Genomic DNA, 14,946 nt, shown 5'->3' with positions numbered 1-14,946 from the left:
ATAAAGTTTTGCAAAAATCGAACAAAAACCTATGGGTAGTAAAATGAAAAGCAACATGAGCAAAAGTAAATACATATGGTACTTATTTGTGGTAATAGGGGTTGCGATAAGCTGTAAGAAGCCATATAATCCAGCCATTGTGAGTAGCGATAACCATTACCTGGTTGTGGAAGGGGTGATCAATAGTGGCAATGACTCTACTATAATTAACCTAAGCAGAACGGTAAAGTTGTCAGAAGATGTAAGTACCCAGATAGTAACTAATTACACGGTGGTTATTGAGGGAGAGCAAGGCGGCAATTACGCTTTACAATCCGAAGGGAACGGCCGATATGATATTGGCCCAATGCATCTTGATGCTTCAAAGAAGTATCGCTTGCATATCACAACACCCGAAGGTAAGCAGTACGTGTCAGATTATGTGGAAGTAAAGCAAACACCACCTATAGACAGTATTGGTTTTACTCCTAAAAATAACTACCTGCAGATATATGCAAATACGCACGACGCAACTAACAATACCCGCTACTATAGGTGGGATTATTCGGAGGCTTGGCGCTTCCATACTAAATTTCAATCAAGCTTTATTGTTGATGGTGGTGCGGTAAGAGGCAGACGTGCAGATGAATCAATATATTATTGCTATGCGAGTGACAAATCCAGCAATATAGTGTTAGGTTCATCAGAAAAACTTACCCAGGATGTAATATTTCAGACACCGATTAATACTATTGCCAGTAATTCCGAAAAATTGGAATTGAGATATTCCATTTTACTTAAACAATATGCACTAACTAAGGATGGCTACCAGTTTTGGGAAAATATGAAGAAAAATACCGAACAACTGGGAAGTATATTTGATGCCCAGCCTACTCAACTACAAGGAAATATTCACAATATGAGTGACCCTACAGAACCTGTTATTGGATATGTAAGTGTTACAAATGTGCAATCAAAAAGAATATATATCAATAAAGGGCAATTACCAAATGACTGGATAGAAAAATATCCTTATGACTGTGGTATGGCCGATTCGGCCTTCTTTTCTCATCCGAAAACAGGATCCAATGATGTACTATACTACATTATTCAGGGCGGGGGAATAGCCGTAGATGCAATATATGGCCCTTTTGGCATCCTTGGATACACCTATTCATCCTCCGGGTGCACAGATTGTACCATACGAGGCAAGGTAAAAAAGCCTTCGTTTTGGATAGATAATTAACAGATAAATATATTGCTATATAAAAGTAGAACTAAATACCTGTACCGGTTATGAAAAAAATTAAGGCGATTGCTAAAACTATAGCTTTATTGATTGGAGGATTATTGCAATTGCACACGAATTGCTCGGCACAGGTATTAGATCAAATTAAAAATAGCTTTAATCAGTATGAGCAGGAATCTGTACAGGAAAAAATATTTGTTCATACCGATAAGAGTGCTTATTTGCCTGGTGAGATCATCTGGTTTAAGATTTATAATGTTGATGCCAGCCTCCATAAACCCATCAACCTAAGTAAAGTTGTGTATATTGATGTGCTTGATCATGAGCAAAATGCCGTACTACAAGCAAAAATTGCCATGAAAAATGGTGCTGGGAGTGGTTCTTTGTATATTCCGGTGTCGTTAAACAGCGGCAATTATAAATTAAGAGGCTACACTAACTGGATGAAAAACTTCAGTGCTGATTATTATTTTGATAAAACCATTCTTATCGTAAATCCACTAAAAACACCAGAGGCGGTAAGTCGGCAGGCACAGGCAGGCTATGATGTTCAGTTTTTTCCGGAAGGAGGAAATTTGATCAGCGGTATTACCAGTAAAATAGCTTTTAAGGTAACAACGCCTAATGGTACAGGGCTTGACGCTTATAAGGGTTTTATTGTTGATGGATATAATGACACAGTAGCCCGGTTTGAGCCGTTGAAATTTGGTATGGGGAGCTTTATATTTACCCCGGGGGCCAACGCTTCTTACAAGGCCGTTATTAAGCCAACCTCAGGAAATGTGATCACAAAAGAGTTACCAACTATCAATAGCCAGGGTTATACCATGCAGTTGAAAGATAATGGAGGATCGCAATTGGAGGTCATTGTAAATGGCGCCGGCATTGGTAGCGGAGAAGTATATCTTTTTGCACATACCAGGCAAATAGTTAAAATAGCTCAAAGTGTCAGTCTTAATTCAGGGACTGCCAGTTTTATAATTGATAAAATAAAACTTGGTGAAGGCGTATCGCACATCACCATCTTTAACAACGCTAAGCAGCCTGTTTGTGAGCGACTTTATTTTAAACGTCCTAAACAAGAATTGCTGATTGATGCATCTGCGGATCAACCGCAATATGGCATACGTAAAAAGGTTAATATAAATATTTCGGCTAAAAACCCCGCAGGTGATCCTTTGTCAGCCAATTTATCCTTGTCGGTCTTCCGGGTGGATACCTTGGAGCACGTAGATAGGGATGATATTATGAGTTACCTATGGCTGAAATCAGATCTGCACGGAAATATCGAATCGCCATCTTACTACTTTAAAAATGTTAATACAGAAACGGATACAGCACTTGATAACTTGATGCTTACACAGGGTTGGAGGAGGTTTCGGTGGAGCAATGTGCTGAGCGATAAACCCGTAACACTCAACTTTTTGCCTGAGTATAATGATCATTTGATTACCGCAAAAGTAGTAAATACAGTTACCGGCCATCCCGCAGAGAACGTATTGGTATACTTAAGCGTTCCTGGAAAAAGAGTTCAGTTATATACCTCAAAAAGTGATTCATTAGGGCGTTTGGTATTTAATACCAAACAACTGTTTGGCTCCGGCGAGATCATCGCTCAAACAAACTCCGAGCGGGATACAACCTACCGGATAGATGTTTTGAGCCCCTTTTCCGAACAGTATGCGAAGTATAACCTGCCAGGTCTAAATCTGACACCTGGTATACAAAAAACACTGGAAGAGCATAGCCTGGCCATGCAGGCACAAAATATATATGCAGGTAATAAAATAAAACAGTTTTATGACCCGGGGGTTGATAGCTCTGGTTTTTTTGGGAAGCCGTATAAAACGTATCTTTTAGATAATTATACCCGTTTTACAACAATGGAAGAAGTTTTGCGCGAATATATAAGAGAAGTGAATGTTGTACAGTCGCATAAAAGATATCATATAAAAGTATTAAATGATCGGGGCTTTTTAGATGGCGATCCCCTTGTTATGCTTGATGATGTACCGGTGTTTAATATCGATAAGGTAATAGCTATCGACCCATTGAAAGTGAAAAAACTGGAAGTGATAAGAGAAAGATATTATTATGGACCGTCGGTGCAGGAGGGTATATTAAGTTATACAACCTATAAAGGCGATTTGGGTGGAGCCGAAATGGACCCACATGCGGTAGTGCTTGATTACGAAGGTTTGCAGTTACAGCGGGAATTTTATTCACCTGTTTATGATACGGATGAGGCAATTAAAAGCCGGGTCCCCGATTTTCGCAATCTTTTATTTTGGCAGCCAAATGTCAATATTAGCACAGCCGGCAAAAGCCAATTGACGTTTTATATTTCAGATCAAACCGGGAAATTTATAGGATTAATACAAGGGCTGACCCCAAATGGGGATGCTGGCAGCAAGTATTTTACCTTTGAAGTAAAATAAATTAAAAAATATTTAAAGACGGCCAGAGCAAAAATATCGAAGGTGTTATGGTTGGTTTTGTTTGATAGTGAGTTGGTTATAAAGGGGGGAGATTGTATGTGGCTATACTAAATAAGCCACATAAAGAATACTGTATCCACAATAAATAAGTTTTTTTTCAAAACCATTTGCGTAATACAAAAAGCTGCGTATATTTGCAGACCCAAAAACGGAGTGGTAGTTCAGCTGGTTAGAATACATGCCTGTCACGCATGGGGTCGCGGGTTCGAGTCCCGTCCATTCCGCTTTTTCAATATCAAAAACAGTAAAAACCCCTTAAATGATGTCATTTAAGGGGTTTTTCATTTTCAGGACATACCAAATTATTCACGTTTTCGCATAGCATTCGGGAGTAATTCGGGAGTCATTTACAAGTCTGCTTACGAACTCCCGAATTTGCTCACAATGTCTTGATATACAGCCAGTTCAACTATTGAACATCTTGATTTCTGATGATTAATTAATCAATTTTGTTTCACTTTTAATTAATCAAAAGTCATGAGAACTACACTCTCTTTGCTTTTTTCCCTGAGAAAGCCAAAAAATTATCAATCAGGTGAGATGCCGATTTATTTACGTATTACAGTAGATGGCCAGCGCACGGAAATGGCCATCAGCAGAAAATGCGCCCCGGAAAGATGGGATGCAGTAACAGGCAGAGCTATCGGATCAAAAGCAGAATCCAGGACATTGAACGCATATTTGGACGATATTCGGTTTAAAATCCATGAACTTCAACGCCGGATGTCAGACGCGGATGAGCTGATAACAGCAGAAACCGTTAAGAACCGCTTTGTCGGTAAGGCAGAGAAAGCACGTACACTATTGGCGATCTTTGAAGATCATAATACCAAGATGAAAAGCCTCGTCGGACAGGAGTTTGAAAAGAGTACACTTCAACGTTATGAAACATGCCTAATGCACTGCAAAGAATTTATGCAATGGCAGTATAACATTTCAGATATTCCCGTAACCAAGATCAACTTCGCATTTCTGACAGATTTCGAATACTACCTGCGAAGCGTTCGTAAGTGCGGTAACAACTCGGCTATCAAATACATCAAAAACTTAGGCAAGATCGTCCGCATCTGCCTGGGCAACGGCTGGCTAACGGTAGACCCATACCTGAACTATAAGCCCAAACAAAAGGCGGTACACAGGGAAGTATTGACGAAAGAAGAATTGGACAGGCTAAGCAAAAAGAAATTCGGTGTGGAGCGTTTAAGCACGGTTAGAGACATGTTTGTCTTCTGTTGCTACACAGGCCTTGCTTATGTCGATGTACATAAGCTGAAACGCTCAGAGCTGGTTAAAGGTGCTGATGGCGACTTATGGATCTATACCAACAGGCAAAAGACAGACACATTGTCAAGAATACCTGTATTACCCACTGCTTTATCAATTATTCATGCTTACGAAGATCATCCACAATGTGTGGTAAAGGATACCTTGCTTCCGGTAATGAGTAATCAAAAGATGAATGCCTATCTCAAAGAGATTGCAGACCTGTGCAAAATAGGCAAACCGTTAACCTTCCACATTGCCCGCCACACATTTGCCACAACTGTAACCCTAAACAATGGCGTACCAATAGAAAGTGTTGCGAAGATGATGGGGCATACCAGTATAAAAACTACTCAGATATATGCCAAAGTCTTAGATCATAAGATTAGCTCGGACATGCAGCAGTTAAGAGAAAAACTAGCAGTTGGTTAACCAGTTGCGATCGACTACCGAGCAAAACTCGGTAGTCGAAATTTTTCATAAAAAACTTAACCCTTAAACATCCGTTTCGGATGCCTGTGGAAATTTGATGAACTCCCCACGGTTTTGTCCCAAACGAGTTAGGGATGTTTTTGTTACCGCTAATTTATAAAGGTCGCCCTCAACTGATCGCAATTGATTCGGAAATCTTCCCATGATAAATAACTGTTCATGATCATCGCTTGAATAATGGCGTAGGTATATCCGTGGAGTTCTTCAAAAAGTGCATTTCTGTCTTGAATTGCAGGCACCAGATCTTCGAGCAACTTGCCGTTGTGAACAATTTCTGTACGATAGCCAACGACCAAATTACCTTGCGCGTCTTTTATCCCTTTTGTCAATTCTTCGAAACGTGTCAGGATTGATTGGTAATCAGCTTTATCTTTTGCAAAAAGAGGAGCTATTTTCTTTTTGATGTCCTGCATTTTTTCAAACTCGAACGGATTGCCCAAATATTCAAACAGATTCATGATCTGGATAAATTTAACCGTAGGGTCATCCATTTCCATAATATTCGTATTAAGCTTTAATGCGTGTTTGGCTATCATACCTGTTTCAGCCGTACTTCCATTTAATAACATACAATAGCGGATATAGTCCAGTCGGGTGATTTCCATACCGATACTTTTAATAAAGGTTTTGACCTCCACTTCCCTTGAAAGTACATGGGAAGTTTTGAAATCAGGGTAGTAGATCATTGCAGCAGAATACCGATCAAACCAGAGGCCAGGTTTCGCAGGCATAAATTCAGGATGCACATAATCACCGCAGTAAAAACGTACAACATGAAGTATTTCATCGGCAAGTACTGAAAGTTTCTTGATAATGTATGGGTCTTCAATTTGGCTTTTTGCTCTAAACTCCATATATGTCATCAGCTGGACTTGAAATATAATCAAGGGGCAGGTATCGAATACTTCAAGACTTATTCCGGTGAGATGATTGATATGGTCTCTTAATTTTGTTGAACTTTCTTTTGGGTCAAATGGAGTTCCGTCAAAATTCACAGGGTTCATTTCTTGGGTAAAAAAATAACCAGCAGGATAAATACTGTATTTTTCAGTATGAATGACATCTTCAACCATCAGTCTGGAAAGCGGCATCACAATCGTCTGATATTTCAACAATTCCGAAGAGTCGTAATTATCGGTCTGGCTAATTTTTATTTCCATCCATGGAAAAGCGATCCTGAAATCATTTTCGATATCACTCCGACTTATTCCATCCTTTTTAAAACAGAAACCATCCCCTTCCGGAAAAGCGCTAGCCCAATACCCCTTTTCAGTTAATTGTTCTATTCCCACGTCGAGTTCATCTTCAGGGAATAAATATGGCGGCGCCCAATAAAGATTTCCTAAATGTTTTTCCGTGGCGTGTACAAGGATCGTCTGCATCTTGAAAGATTTATTATTTAACCGGGTCAAAAAGGTAATGCATGATTTTTCCGGCAACCAAATCTTTTCGTTGCTGGCAACGGTCAAGGTTCCATTCAGGGTGCTGTTCTAAAAGCTCATGGATTGTCCTATGTTCACTATCGATATAGGATTTTATTTTTTCGGCGTAGGGCTGATTTTTAATAGAACGGTTGATATGAGGTTCCAAAACAACTAAATTACCCAAGCTGCCCAGGTCCTCTCCCCATTCTTTAAAGATTACCGGCCGCAAAGCTTCGTCAAGGTCGTGATATGCCTGGATATGTTCTATATCAATCGCTTCTGTAAATATCTTTTTATAAATTCTGCTAATCGTTTCCTTGTCAGATGCGCGATAATCTTCGCTTAACATAGCAGCCATGCGGCAAAGGATATTTTTTACCTTTCCATTAGCTGTTATATCTCCATCCAGACGCCAGTTAAGATCTTTGTAATTGTCCTGATTTTCAGCACCAATTTTTTGATTGACCTTCCGGATGATATTTTCGGCTGGCTGGTCTACCATCATTTTGATTAAATCATAATTAAAGCGATGCAGTTCATAAATCCCCTTGGCAAAACGGATACTGTAAATTGAATATAACTTGGAAAGCTGCCGGGTTAACCGAAACATCAAGTTTTTGCAATCAGATCGTTCTTTGTATTGAAATATAAATATCAGGATGATTTTCCAGTGACGCCCATACCTCGACCACCAAATAATATTGATTGCGCAAATGTCTTCAGCAGATTCGGCATGATCATCATTCCAGGCATAGCGTACCTCAATGATCCGCTGTAAGTCAACGAGACTAAGCGTTAGATTAGTCAGATTATTTTTGTAATGTTCCCATTGTTCAATATTGAACAATGTATCGAATAGTCTTTCGAAAAAAGTATTCGCGTTGTATTCGTGCAGTACTATTGGCAGGTTATAACGCGCAATCAGGATGCTTTGATAAACCGACAATATTTCGTGGATTGTCGTCACCTGCCGGTTACACTTTTCATTTGCCCGGTCAATATTTTCATATAAGGCACTGATTTCCACAAAAGCTTTTTCGTCAAAACCCTGTTTTGTAGTCAAATATTCATACATGCGGATTTTGAAAATGTCATCCCCACTCAAGTCAAGTCCGGTAGTATTGATAGCGTTGAAAATTTGAAGGGTTTTTGAAAGTCCTGCCCTCGTTTCAATCACTACAAAATATACTTTACTCATCAAATGCCCAACAAAATCCTTGACGTAATCTCCCAGATAATTTCTTTCGTCGCTAAAAGCCTCATCGATCAATTTTTTTACAAAATAGCCATTGAGCAAATATGGATTTAGTGTGGGAGTTAACTCCGTAAAATCTGAATGGATAAAATCTTGTAAGTATTGCTGCTGCAGACCATTGTTTACCTTAGAGGTAAGCCACGACAAAGAAATATTTTCCAGTTGCAATTCAGCGGGAAATTTTTTCTTCAAAACTTTGAGCAAAATCAACATTGTGGTTAGGCGCTGTTGTCCATCGATGACTTCATGCCTGCCGTTGCGCTTTGCAGCAAGTTGCATGGTACCAATAAACATGGGTTCATTTACTAATACACCATCGGCACTACAAAATGAAAATAAAAGGGCACTAATAAATTTTTTGATTTGATCGGCCGTCCAGCAATAAGGACGCTGGAAAATGGGAATTTCAAAATTTGTTTCTTGATCTAATATGACTTTCCCATTTACCTGATCATTGAATTTCAAAGTATAGGTAGAGGCATTTATTTCAAAAGGTTGATGAATGGACATGATTTAGGATAATAATTTCATTAAAGATAGGCATGTCTTCGACAAACATAACAGATTTATTTATTGACTGATGTTAGTGTCATGCTTATGCAAGTAACCATTTAACAGGTTCAAGTAATCAATGAACGCCTGATCCTTATTCAACGCTTAAGCAACCAAGAGCGCTTAGCCGGATCAAATGTCAAGGGCGGGCCAACCGCTGAAAGCGGACACACCGGCCCGCTTGTATACCCTTGACGTTTGATTCCGGCGTGGGCTATCTTCGCGAGTGCGGGGAATAAGGATTTTTGTTTTTCCTTCACCAGAAGGAAAAACCCACAATGTATACCTGCGGTCTGTTAGTTAAACAACTGTTGCTTTTTATTCCAAATTTCCAGGTATAGTTCCTTTTTTTCGGGACTTAGAAAAGATGCCGTGATCATTTCAGCAACTTCTTTATTACCGGAAGAAAATTTGTTATACGTATTCCTAACGGCGGTTTCAGGTATATTCATACTTTTGGCCAACGCATCAAAATCAGATATTTTAACTCTTTTCTTTTTGCCGTTTATCGTCAAGGCCAGTTCTTCATCATCGGCTGGATTAACAAGATTTACATTAAGCAGATCATAGGCTGGACTTAGACTTACACCCTCGTCAGTATGCAGCACAGCAAAGTTCTTCAGGTGCATATCATTGTTGCCTGTCAAAAAAGAAAATAACACCAGCTCAAAATAAGTCAGTGCATCAAACCCAGTTTGCGTACAGTATTTCAGGATAAGCTTGCCGATCTTTTCATAAGATCCTTTGTATTTGTTTTCCGTTAAAAATTCAGAAAGCTGGCAGAAATCTTCCATGTGGATTTTATGGCCTTTCACCCGGTCAAATCGCTTGGCCAGATAAACCAGACTGCCATCTGACGCTTCTATTAAAGTATGATCGCAAACAGGCATTTTAAACAAGCCCGCCAAATGCATAGTCACATCTTCTGATTGCGGCATTTCCGGAAAATCAGGATGTTGTGGTTTAAGTATGTATTCTCCCCAAAGCCCTACTACAGTCAGCCGGCTATGTCCCTTCGTCTTTTCCAGCGTAACAGAAAGTTTAGGCTGAACTCCGGTCACAGCGATCCTTTCGTTGATGGTTTGTTCAGCCAACGTTTTCAAAAGTTTATTGTTCAATTCCAGCTCCGGTACTTTGGCCGAACCAAAAAACCGCCTTGAACATTTTTCATGATAAGACGACTCACCTGCATCCTGATAACAAAACCAACAATTTGCCATAGCTTAATCTATTTCGGGAATAACCGTTACCGCTCCGATCGCGTCCCTGCATGTTAATAGTAATAATTCAAACCGGTCATTACTTTTGACCTTCCAGTGTGTCGTTGCCAGATCCAATAGCCAGCCCTCTGGTATCAAGCCATCGAAAAAGGCAAACAATACTTTACTTTCATATTTCTGTTTTGACAAGGGTAGCGTCAAGCTCACCGGCTTTGCATTCTTATTCTCTAAGTAATCCGCCTGGTAAGTAAACTCATAACCATCATCAGTTTCCGCAAGTACACCGGCCAGTGTATCCTGAAAATAAACCAACCCTTTCCTACTCATCGTTTTTTGCTTTTAATACCACCCCAAGTTCTGCGCCAAATAAGCTCAAGACCTGGTTCACTTTATCCATGCGTAATGTTGATTTTCCCTGTTCCATCTCACGAACAACCCTAAGCCCAACACCTGCCTTTGCCGCCAGGTCTTCCTGTGTAAGATTTAACGACTTCCTTTTTTTCTTTAAATATTCCGATAACATATTTATACCCTTTCGGGTACAAATATAAATTAAAATTATTAATTATACCCTATCGGGATTATATTTACTATTGACTTCAATAGTATACCCTATCGGGGTTAGTAGTCGGTTTAAAAATCAATTATGCTTTTGACGCCATCGGCATCATTCTAAAAAATACATCTATTTATCAGACTTTACTTTTTCCAATTTATCCCTGGCCGCTTTCAATTCTTTATCCGCTTGCTCAGCCTGGGCCTGAGCTGCCATAACCGCCTCCTGTTTTTCCATCGCTTTTTCTGCCTGTTGGTTTAAACTCTTCGGGTCTTCCGTTAACTTTTTTTCGATGGTTTTGGATACTTCAGGATAAAGCGCCTTAATCAGCCAGAAGTTATAGGCATCATTATTCAGCCTATCATTCTCGTGGTTTAGGTATAAGGCTGTACCAAAGGATAAGGATGTAACCACAAAACATACTACTATACCAATGATCAGGCTTTTTGACCAGACCCCGAAGTGGTGACTGGTTTTTACCCCTATCACTTTAGGCATAGTAGCTACCAGTTTTTTTACCTCATCTATCTGCTCCTGGATCTTCGCATCATCATAACGTTTGTTAGCCTTTTCAATTCGGGAGGCTATCCGGTCTAATGTTTCCTTGTACTGTTGTAAAAAGGTTTTCAGAAACTCCGGCATTTCAGTCTCTACTATCGTCATTCTTTCAACGAAGCCTTGGATCAATTCTTCCAGCATCGTTATCTTTTCTTCTAATTCTTCATTTTGCATCACACTAATTTTTTGATGTTCATCCAATAGTTTAATTGATCGTTACCTGCTTACTCCTTGAGATTGGGATTGTTCCGCCTCATGTTTCTTTCGTTTCCTGTGTGCTATATCCGCATCCCCCATCGGGTCGGGTGCTGCAGCTACAAATTGCGGTTCCAATAGAATTTGCAGCAAGCCTTTACCACCATCAGGACTATGGCGATATTCCGCCTGTACGCTCTGCCGGATAGATTCGCGCAGCTGGTTAGCCACGAATGGTTGATTTGCTTCCCTTGCTGCATAATATTGTTGTACCTGCTGGTTCCGGTTTAAAATCGCATCGATGCGAGCATAACTCAAACTGCGATCAATGGCAGAGCCTTTCATTTTGAGGTCGCCCTTTTCAAAAGATATGCCTTGTACTTCGCTGGTACCGCTACGGAATTTATAGGCGATCTTAATACCTTGCTTAGCCAGTTCAGCTTCCAATCCTTTCCAGGTGGTGGCCGTTTTCATTGCAGCTTTAATAGCATCATAGAGTTCATACCTGATCTTCTCTTTGCCTTTCAAGGCCTGGCGGTTCACCTGTTCTTTGCCTTCGCCCAAATGGTAGCCATACTTCAATGTGATTTCCTTACAGGCTTTGACATTCTTAGCGAAGTTGTTCTTATCATTAATCGTCTTACCCTTATTGTCTACCCGGTTATAAATCAGGTGCAGGTGAGGGTGAGCGCGGTCGCTATGGCGAACGATTACATACTGCGTATCACGGATACCTACTTTTTCCATGTACTCCTTAGCCCGTTCTACCATGATGTCATCACTCAGCTTGGCCAGATCTTCCTTACTCCAGCTCAGCACTAGGTGTCCGACTGCTTTGCCCAATTCCGGCCGCATCTTCCGTTGCAGGTTAAAGTCGTGCGCCAGGGTACTGGCGTTTTGCATCCGCACGCCTTCGGCTGTTAGTATCTTTGCCTGCTGCTTTTCCACCACATAGCGTATACAGCCGCCAAAGCTTCTTCCTGTAATTGGCTTACCCATCATGATTACTGATTTTAGTTAACAGTTCTTCGATCTGCCGCAGCATAGCCTGGCATTTTAAAGCCAGGGAAAATAGTCCTGCCACGTGTGCCAGATGTGTCAACTGATTCAGGTTGTTCGCCAGTCCTGCCAGCATCCTGAACCAGCTGCTTTCTTCGGCGGTAAAGCGTGGAAAAACCTTGGCGCGTTTAGCAGCCCTGCGAAACCATTCACTCGGTTTCAGCCCGGCGTTCTTAGCACGGCCCTCGATCAGGATCCTTTCCGTAGGTGTTAACCGTATCATCAAAAGATCGCTTCGCCGGATCGTTTTTTTCGGCCTTCCCGGTGCCCGCCGTTTCGGTAAATTGTTATTTTCAGTGGTTGCTGTCATGTGCTGATTCCTTTCCTGTTCTTAAAAAAAACCGACCAACGGGAGCGAGTTCCGGATCATCCCTTTAGGGTGTATCCGGGTTTTTGTATAGCAAAAACATTAACTCGCTCCACTTCGTCGCTCATGCTCCTCGTGCTACCCAGCTGTTCAGTTGTCTGGTTGTGCTGCTGCGGGCAAAGCCCGCATTTACTGATTCGATTAATTTTTTTCAAGATTATCCGGCCAATAAACAAGGCTCCCTTTTGCCGGGTGAAAAGAGGGCTGGTAACGGATATAACCATACGCATCCAGCTCCCTAATACACTTGTGGTAAGTCGCAATGGATGCGATCTTAGCATAAGCCATCACCGTTTTACGGGTGATGGCAAAAGGGCTGGCGAAACCTCCGCGCTGCCAAAAAATAAATACAGCTGTGAATAAACTTACATGAGTTGCCAATATCCGTTTATCGCTTCCCATGCGTTTGATCAGGTCGTTATAGCTTGCTAATTTTTTTGAGATAATCATCTTCCGTTACCCTCCAAAACCTTGTTAATGTCTTCCAATTTGTAATACATGATGCTGCCTATTTTGGTAAAGCGCAGGGTGCCGTTGATGCGTAGGTTCTGTAAGGTGCCGGGTGATATATTCAGCATCTTCCTGACCTCGCTGCTTTTCAGCCATTTCTTGGATTGCCCTTGCCCAGGCTGCATGATCTGTTTAAGTTCATTGAGCAATTCGTTTTTAAATTCCCGTAGATCCTCGCGGGTGATTAGTTCCACATTCATCTGTCGTCCTCCTTTTAATTTTTAATTGTTTGTTGCATGGCATTGAGTACCTCACTTTTTTTGAAATACACCCGTTTATGCAGGCGCAAATAGGGTAAGCCTTTTTTCATCCAGTCGGTAAGCGTTACCAGCGACACGCCGAGTTCGGCGGCAAGCTCCTGCTTGGATAATAATTTTTCTGAATTTAGCGGCTGGCTGCCGCCTGTTTTAAAGTGTTGTTGTAGTTCTGCCCTGACTGCTTCCCTGATGCATTGGCTAAGGGCTTCGTGATTAATGATCTGCATAGCATTTGTTTTGGTACAAATGTGTGCTACGCCGAGTAGATTTCTTGACCACGCAAATCTGCGTGGTTAAAATGGAGTGGTTTAAGGCAAGTTAAAGAACCTTACAAAATATTGATAATCAGTTTAATGACGTAGCGGCAAAGAATCTTGCTACGTGCCTGGCAAAACGATAACTCAACTTCGCTTTTTTGCGGGATTGATGGTAAATACCTTTGATTTGGCTGGGATATCGGCATGCTTATCACCCGGTTCACGCTTATCACTGGGGAAATAACGACGTATCGTTTCGATATTGATCTCTTTATCCCCCTCGCGAAAGTACTTGCAGATCATTTTCGTCCAAACGCTTTGCGTTTGTGAAAACATCAGTTCTTTTCCTTCTGGAGTCTTCAATTCCTGCATTTGCAAATGCAGGTCTAAAACGGTATTTCGGTAGCCTTCCGGAATGTTGATATAACCCTCGGTATCCAGCGCTGTCGCTTTTTTGAGGGCGGCTTTTAGCCGGATAACCTCTTGTTTAAGCACATAGATTTCCGAATCCTGTTGTGCGATTACCGCGTCATTGGATTTATGGAAATTCCAGCAGTCGAGTGAGATCAGCAGCTCTGTAAATTTTTGTAGTCGTGCTATTTCACGCTCGTTGCGTAAATGGTTCTTATCGTAAACATCTTTCTTCAATAAAACATTTAGCTGCCTTTCGACAAGTGACCAGAAATACTTGAAGAACACCTCTTCTGTACCTTCGGGATGATGTGATAAATAATAAGCCAGATGGCGCCGGTAAAACTCCGCTAAACGATCCTCAGGAATGGCGAACACGCGTTTAAAAAAGTGTTTTAAAAAATGTGACCGGTTCCATTGCACCGGATTGCCAATATCCAGCGTGTCATTTGAAAAGTCAAAGCGGTCGCGGGGTCTGAAGTAGGTGACGCTCATAGGTAAGTGATTTACTCAAAAATAAACGTTTCTGCAATTGGAAAAAAGGCTGATGAAAGGGCATCATCAAAAAAACAATGAGGTTAATTAAAAAAGGTTATCAATAGTGATTTAATGTAGTTAGTTGGAGTCTGTTTATTTTAGAGCCAACATTAGACAAATTTCGAACTACATTGTAGAAGATTAATGTTTTGGGCGTTTGATCGGTGATTGGAACGCCAATGTGTTCCTAATTGTGATTATCTTCCTGATAATAAATAGTTATCTGTCGTTTGGGCTATTACTGCTAAGACAGTTCACTGTATATAACGTCTATTCAAGTCTATAACGAAGTAGATAATAGATCCTG

General features: G+C 40.8%; 15 protein-coding genes and 1 tRNA gene. 4 read left to right on the top strand and 12 right to left on the bottom strand.

All coding sequences use genetic code 11. The annotated features are described in order from the left end of the window. Positions 1-55: 55 nt before the first annotated feature. From ACNURT_RS00495 to ACNURT_RS00480, 4 genes are all read left to right on the top strand, one after another. A complete protein-coding gene (locus tag ACNURT_RS00495; protein WP_370999083.1) occupies positions 56-1,225 on the top strand; it encodes a DUF4249 domain-containing protein in 1,170 nt (389 codons plus the stop codon). Positions 1,226-1,275: 50 nt separating this feature from the next. Next, the gene (locus ACNURT_RS00490) at positions 1,276-3,666 is read left to right on the top strand and encodes a hypothetical protein (protein ID WP_419700083.1); all 2,391 of its coding nucleotides are present in this window, start codon (positions 1,276-1,278) and stop codon (positions 3,664-3,666) included. A 210-nt stretch (positions 3,667-3,876) separates the two neighbouring features. Then, positions 3,877-3,950 (top strand) — tRNA-Asp (locus ACNURT_RS00485). Between the two features lie 253 nt (positions 3,951-4,203). Then, the gene (locus tag ACNURT_RS00480) at positions 4,204-5,421 is read left to right on the top strand and encodes a site-specific integrase (protein ID WP_419700082.1); all 1,218 of its coding nucleotides are present in this window, start codon (positions 4,204-4,206) and stop codon (positions 5,419-5,421) included. A 149-nt stretch (positions 5,422-5,570) separates the two neighbouring features. Here ACNURT_RS00480 and ACNURT_RS00475 read toward each other — a convergent pair whose 3' ends face one another. From ACNURT_RS00475 to ACNURT_RS00420, 12 genes are all read right to left on the bottom strand, one after another. Further along, positions 5,571-6,863: a hypothetical protein gene (locus ACNURT_RS00475; protein WP_419700081.1), complete on the bottom strand. Its 1,293-nt coding sequence runs from the start codon at positions 6,861-6,863 to the stop codon at positions 5,571-5,573. Positions 6,864-6,876: 13 nt separating this feature from the next. Next, positions 6,877-8,670 (bottom strand): DUF262 domain-containing protein, encoded by a 1,794-nt coding sequence (locus ACNURT_RS00470; RefSeq protein WP_419700080.1) that lies wholly within the window; start codon positions 8,668-8,670, stop codon positions 6,877-6,879. 338 nt (positions 8,671-9,008) lie between these two features. After that, positions 9,009-9,932: a HipA domain-containing protein gene (locus ACNURT_RS00465; RefSeq protein WP_419700079.1), complete on the bottom strand. Its 924-nt coding sequence runs from the start codon at positions 9,930-9,932 to the stop codon at positions 9,009-9,011. A 3-nt stretch (positions 9,933-9,935) separates the two neighbouring features. Then, positions 9,936-10,259 carry a HipA N-terminal domain-containing protein gene (locus tag ACNURT_RS00460; RefSeq protein WP_419700078.1) on the bottom strand — a complete coding sequence of 108 codons (324 nt, stop codon included), beginning with the start codon at positions 10,257-10,259 and terminating at the stop codon, positions 9,936-9,938. Continuing rightward, positions 10,252-10,455 (bottom strand): helix-turn-helix transcriptional regulator, encoded by a 204-nt coding sequence (locus ACNURT_RS00455; RefSeq protein ID WP_419700077.1) that lies wholly within the window; start codon positions 10,453-10,455, stop codon positions 10,252-10,254. Before ACNURT_RS00455 ends, ACNURT_RS00460 begins: the two co-directional genes overlap by 8 nt. Positions 10,456-10,617: 162 nt before the next feature. Continuing rightward, positions 10,618-11,220, bottom strand: coding sequence for a hypothetical protein (locus ACNURT_RS00450; RefSeq protein WP_419700076.1), 603 nt, complete (start codon positions 11,218-11,220; stop codon positions 10,618-10,620). Between the two features lie 42 nt (positions 11,221-11,262). Next, positions 11,263-12,243: a relaxase/mobilization nuclease domain-containing protein gene (locus ACNURT_RS00445; RefSeq protein WP_419700075.1), complete on the bottom strand. Its 981-nt coding sequence runs from the start codon at positions 12,241-12,243 to the stop codon at positions 11,263-11,265. Beyond that, positions 12,233-12,610 (bottom strand): plasmid mobilization protein, encoded by a 378-nt coding sequence (locus tag ACNURT_RS00440; protein WP_419700074.1) that lies wholly within the window; start codon positions 12,608-12,610, stop codon positions 12,233-12,235. Before ACNURT_RS00440 ends, ACNURT_RS00445 begins: the two co-directional genes overlap by 11 nt. Positions 12,611-12,808: 198 nt before the next feature. Then, the gene (locus ACNURT_RS00435; protein WP_419700073.1) at positions 12,809-13,117 is read right to left on the bottom strand and encodes a hypothetical protein; all 309 of its coding nucleotides are present in this window, start codon (positions 13,115-13,117) and stop codon (positions 12,809-12,811) included. Further along, the gene (locus ACNURT_RS00430; protein ID WP_419700072.1) at positions 13,114-13,377 is read right to left on the bottom strand and encodes a helix-turn-helix domain-containing protein; all 264 of its coding nucleotides are present in this window, start codon (positions 13,375-13,377) and stop codon (positions 13,114-13,116) included. The genes ACNURT_RS00435 and ACNURT_RS00430 overlap by 4 nt, the downstream gene beginning before the upstream one ends. 14 nt (positions 13,378-13,391) lie before the next feature. Next, positions 13,392-13,661, bottom strand: a complete 270-nt coding sequence (locus ACNURT_RS00425; protein ID WP_419700071.1) for a helix-turn-helix domain-containing protein — start codon at positions 13,659-13,661, stop codon at positions 13,392-13,394. A gap of 174 nt (positions 13,662-13,835) precedes the next feature. After that, positions 13,836-14,597 (bottom strand): hypothetical protein, encoded by a 762-nt coding sequence (locus tag ACNURT_RS00420; RefSeq protein ID WP_419700070.1) that lies wholly within the window; start codon positions 14,595-14,597, stop codon positions 13,836-13,838. Between the last annotated feature and the right edge of the window lie 349 nt (positions 14,598-14,946).

It is taken from the genome of Mucilaginibacter sp. NFX135 (assembly GCF_048565145.1).
Classification (GTDB): Bacteria; Bacteroidota; Bacteroidia; order Sphingobacteriales; family Sphingobacteriaceae; genus Mucilaginibacter.
This window is presented reverse-complemented; position numbering and strand designations above follow the sequence as displayed.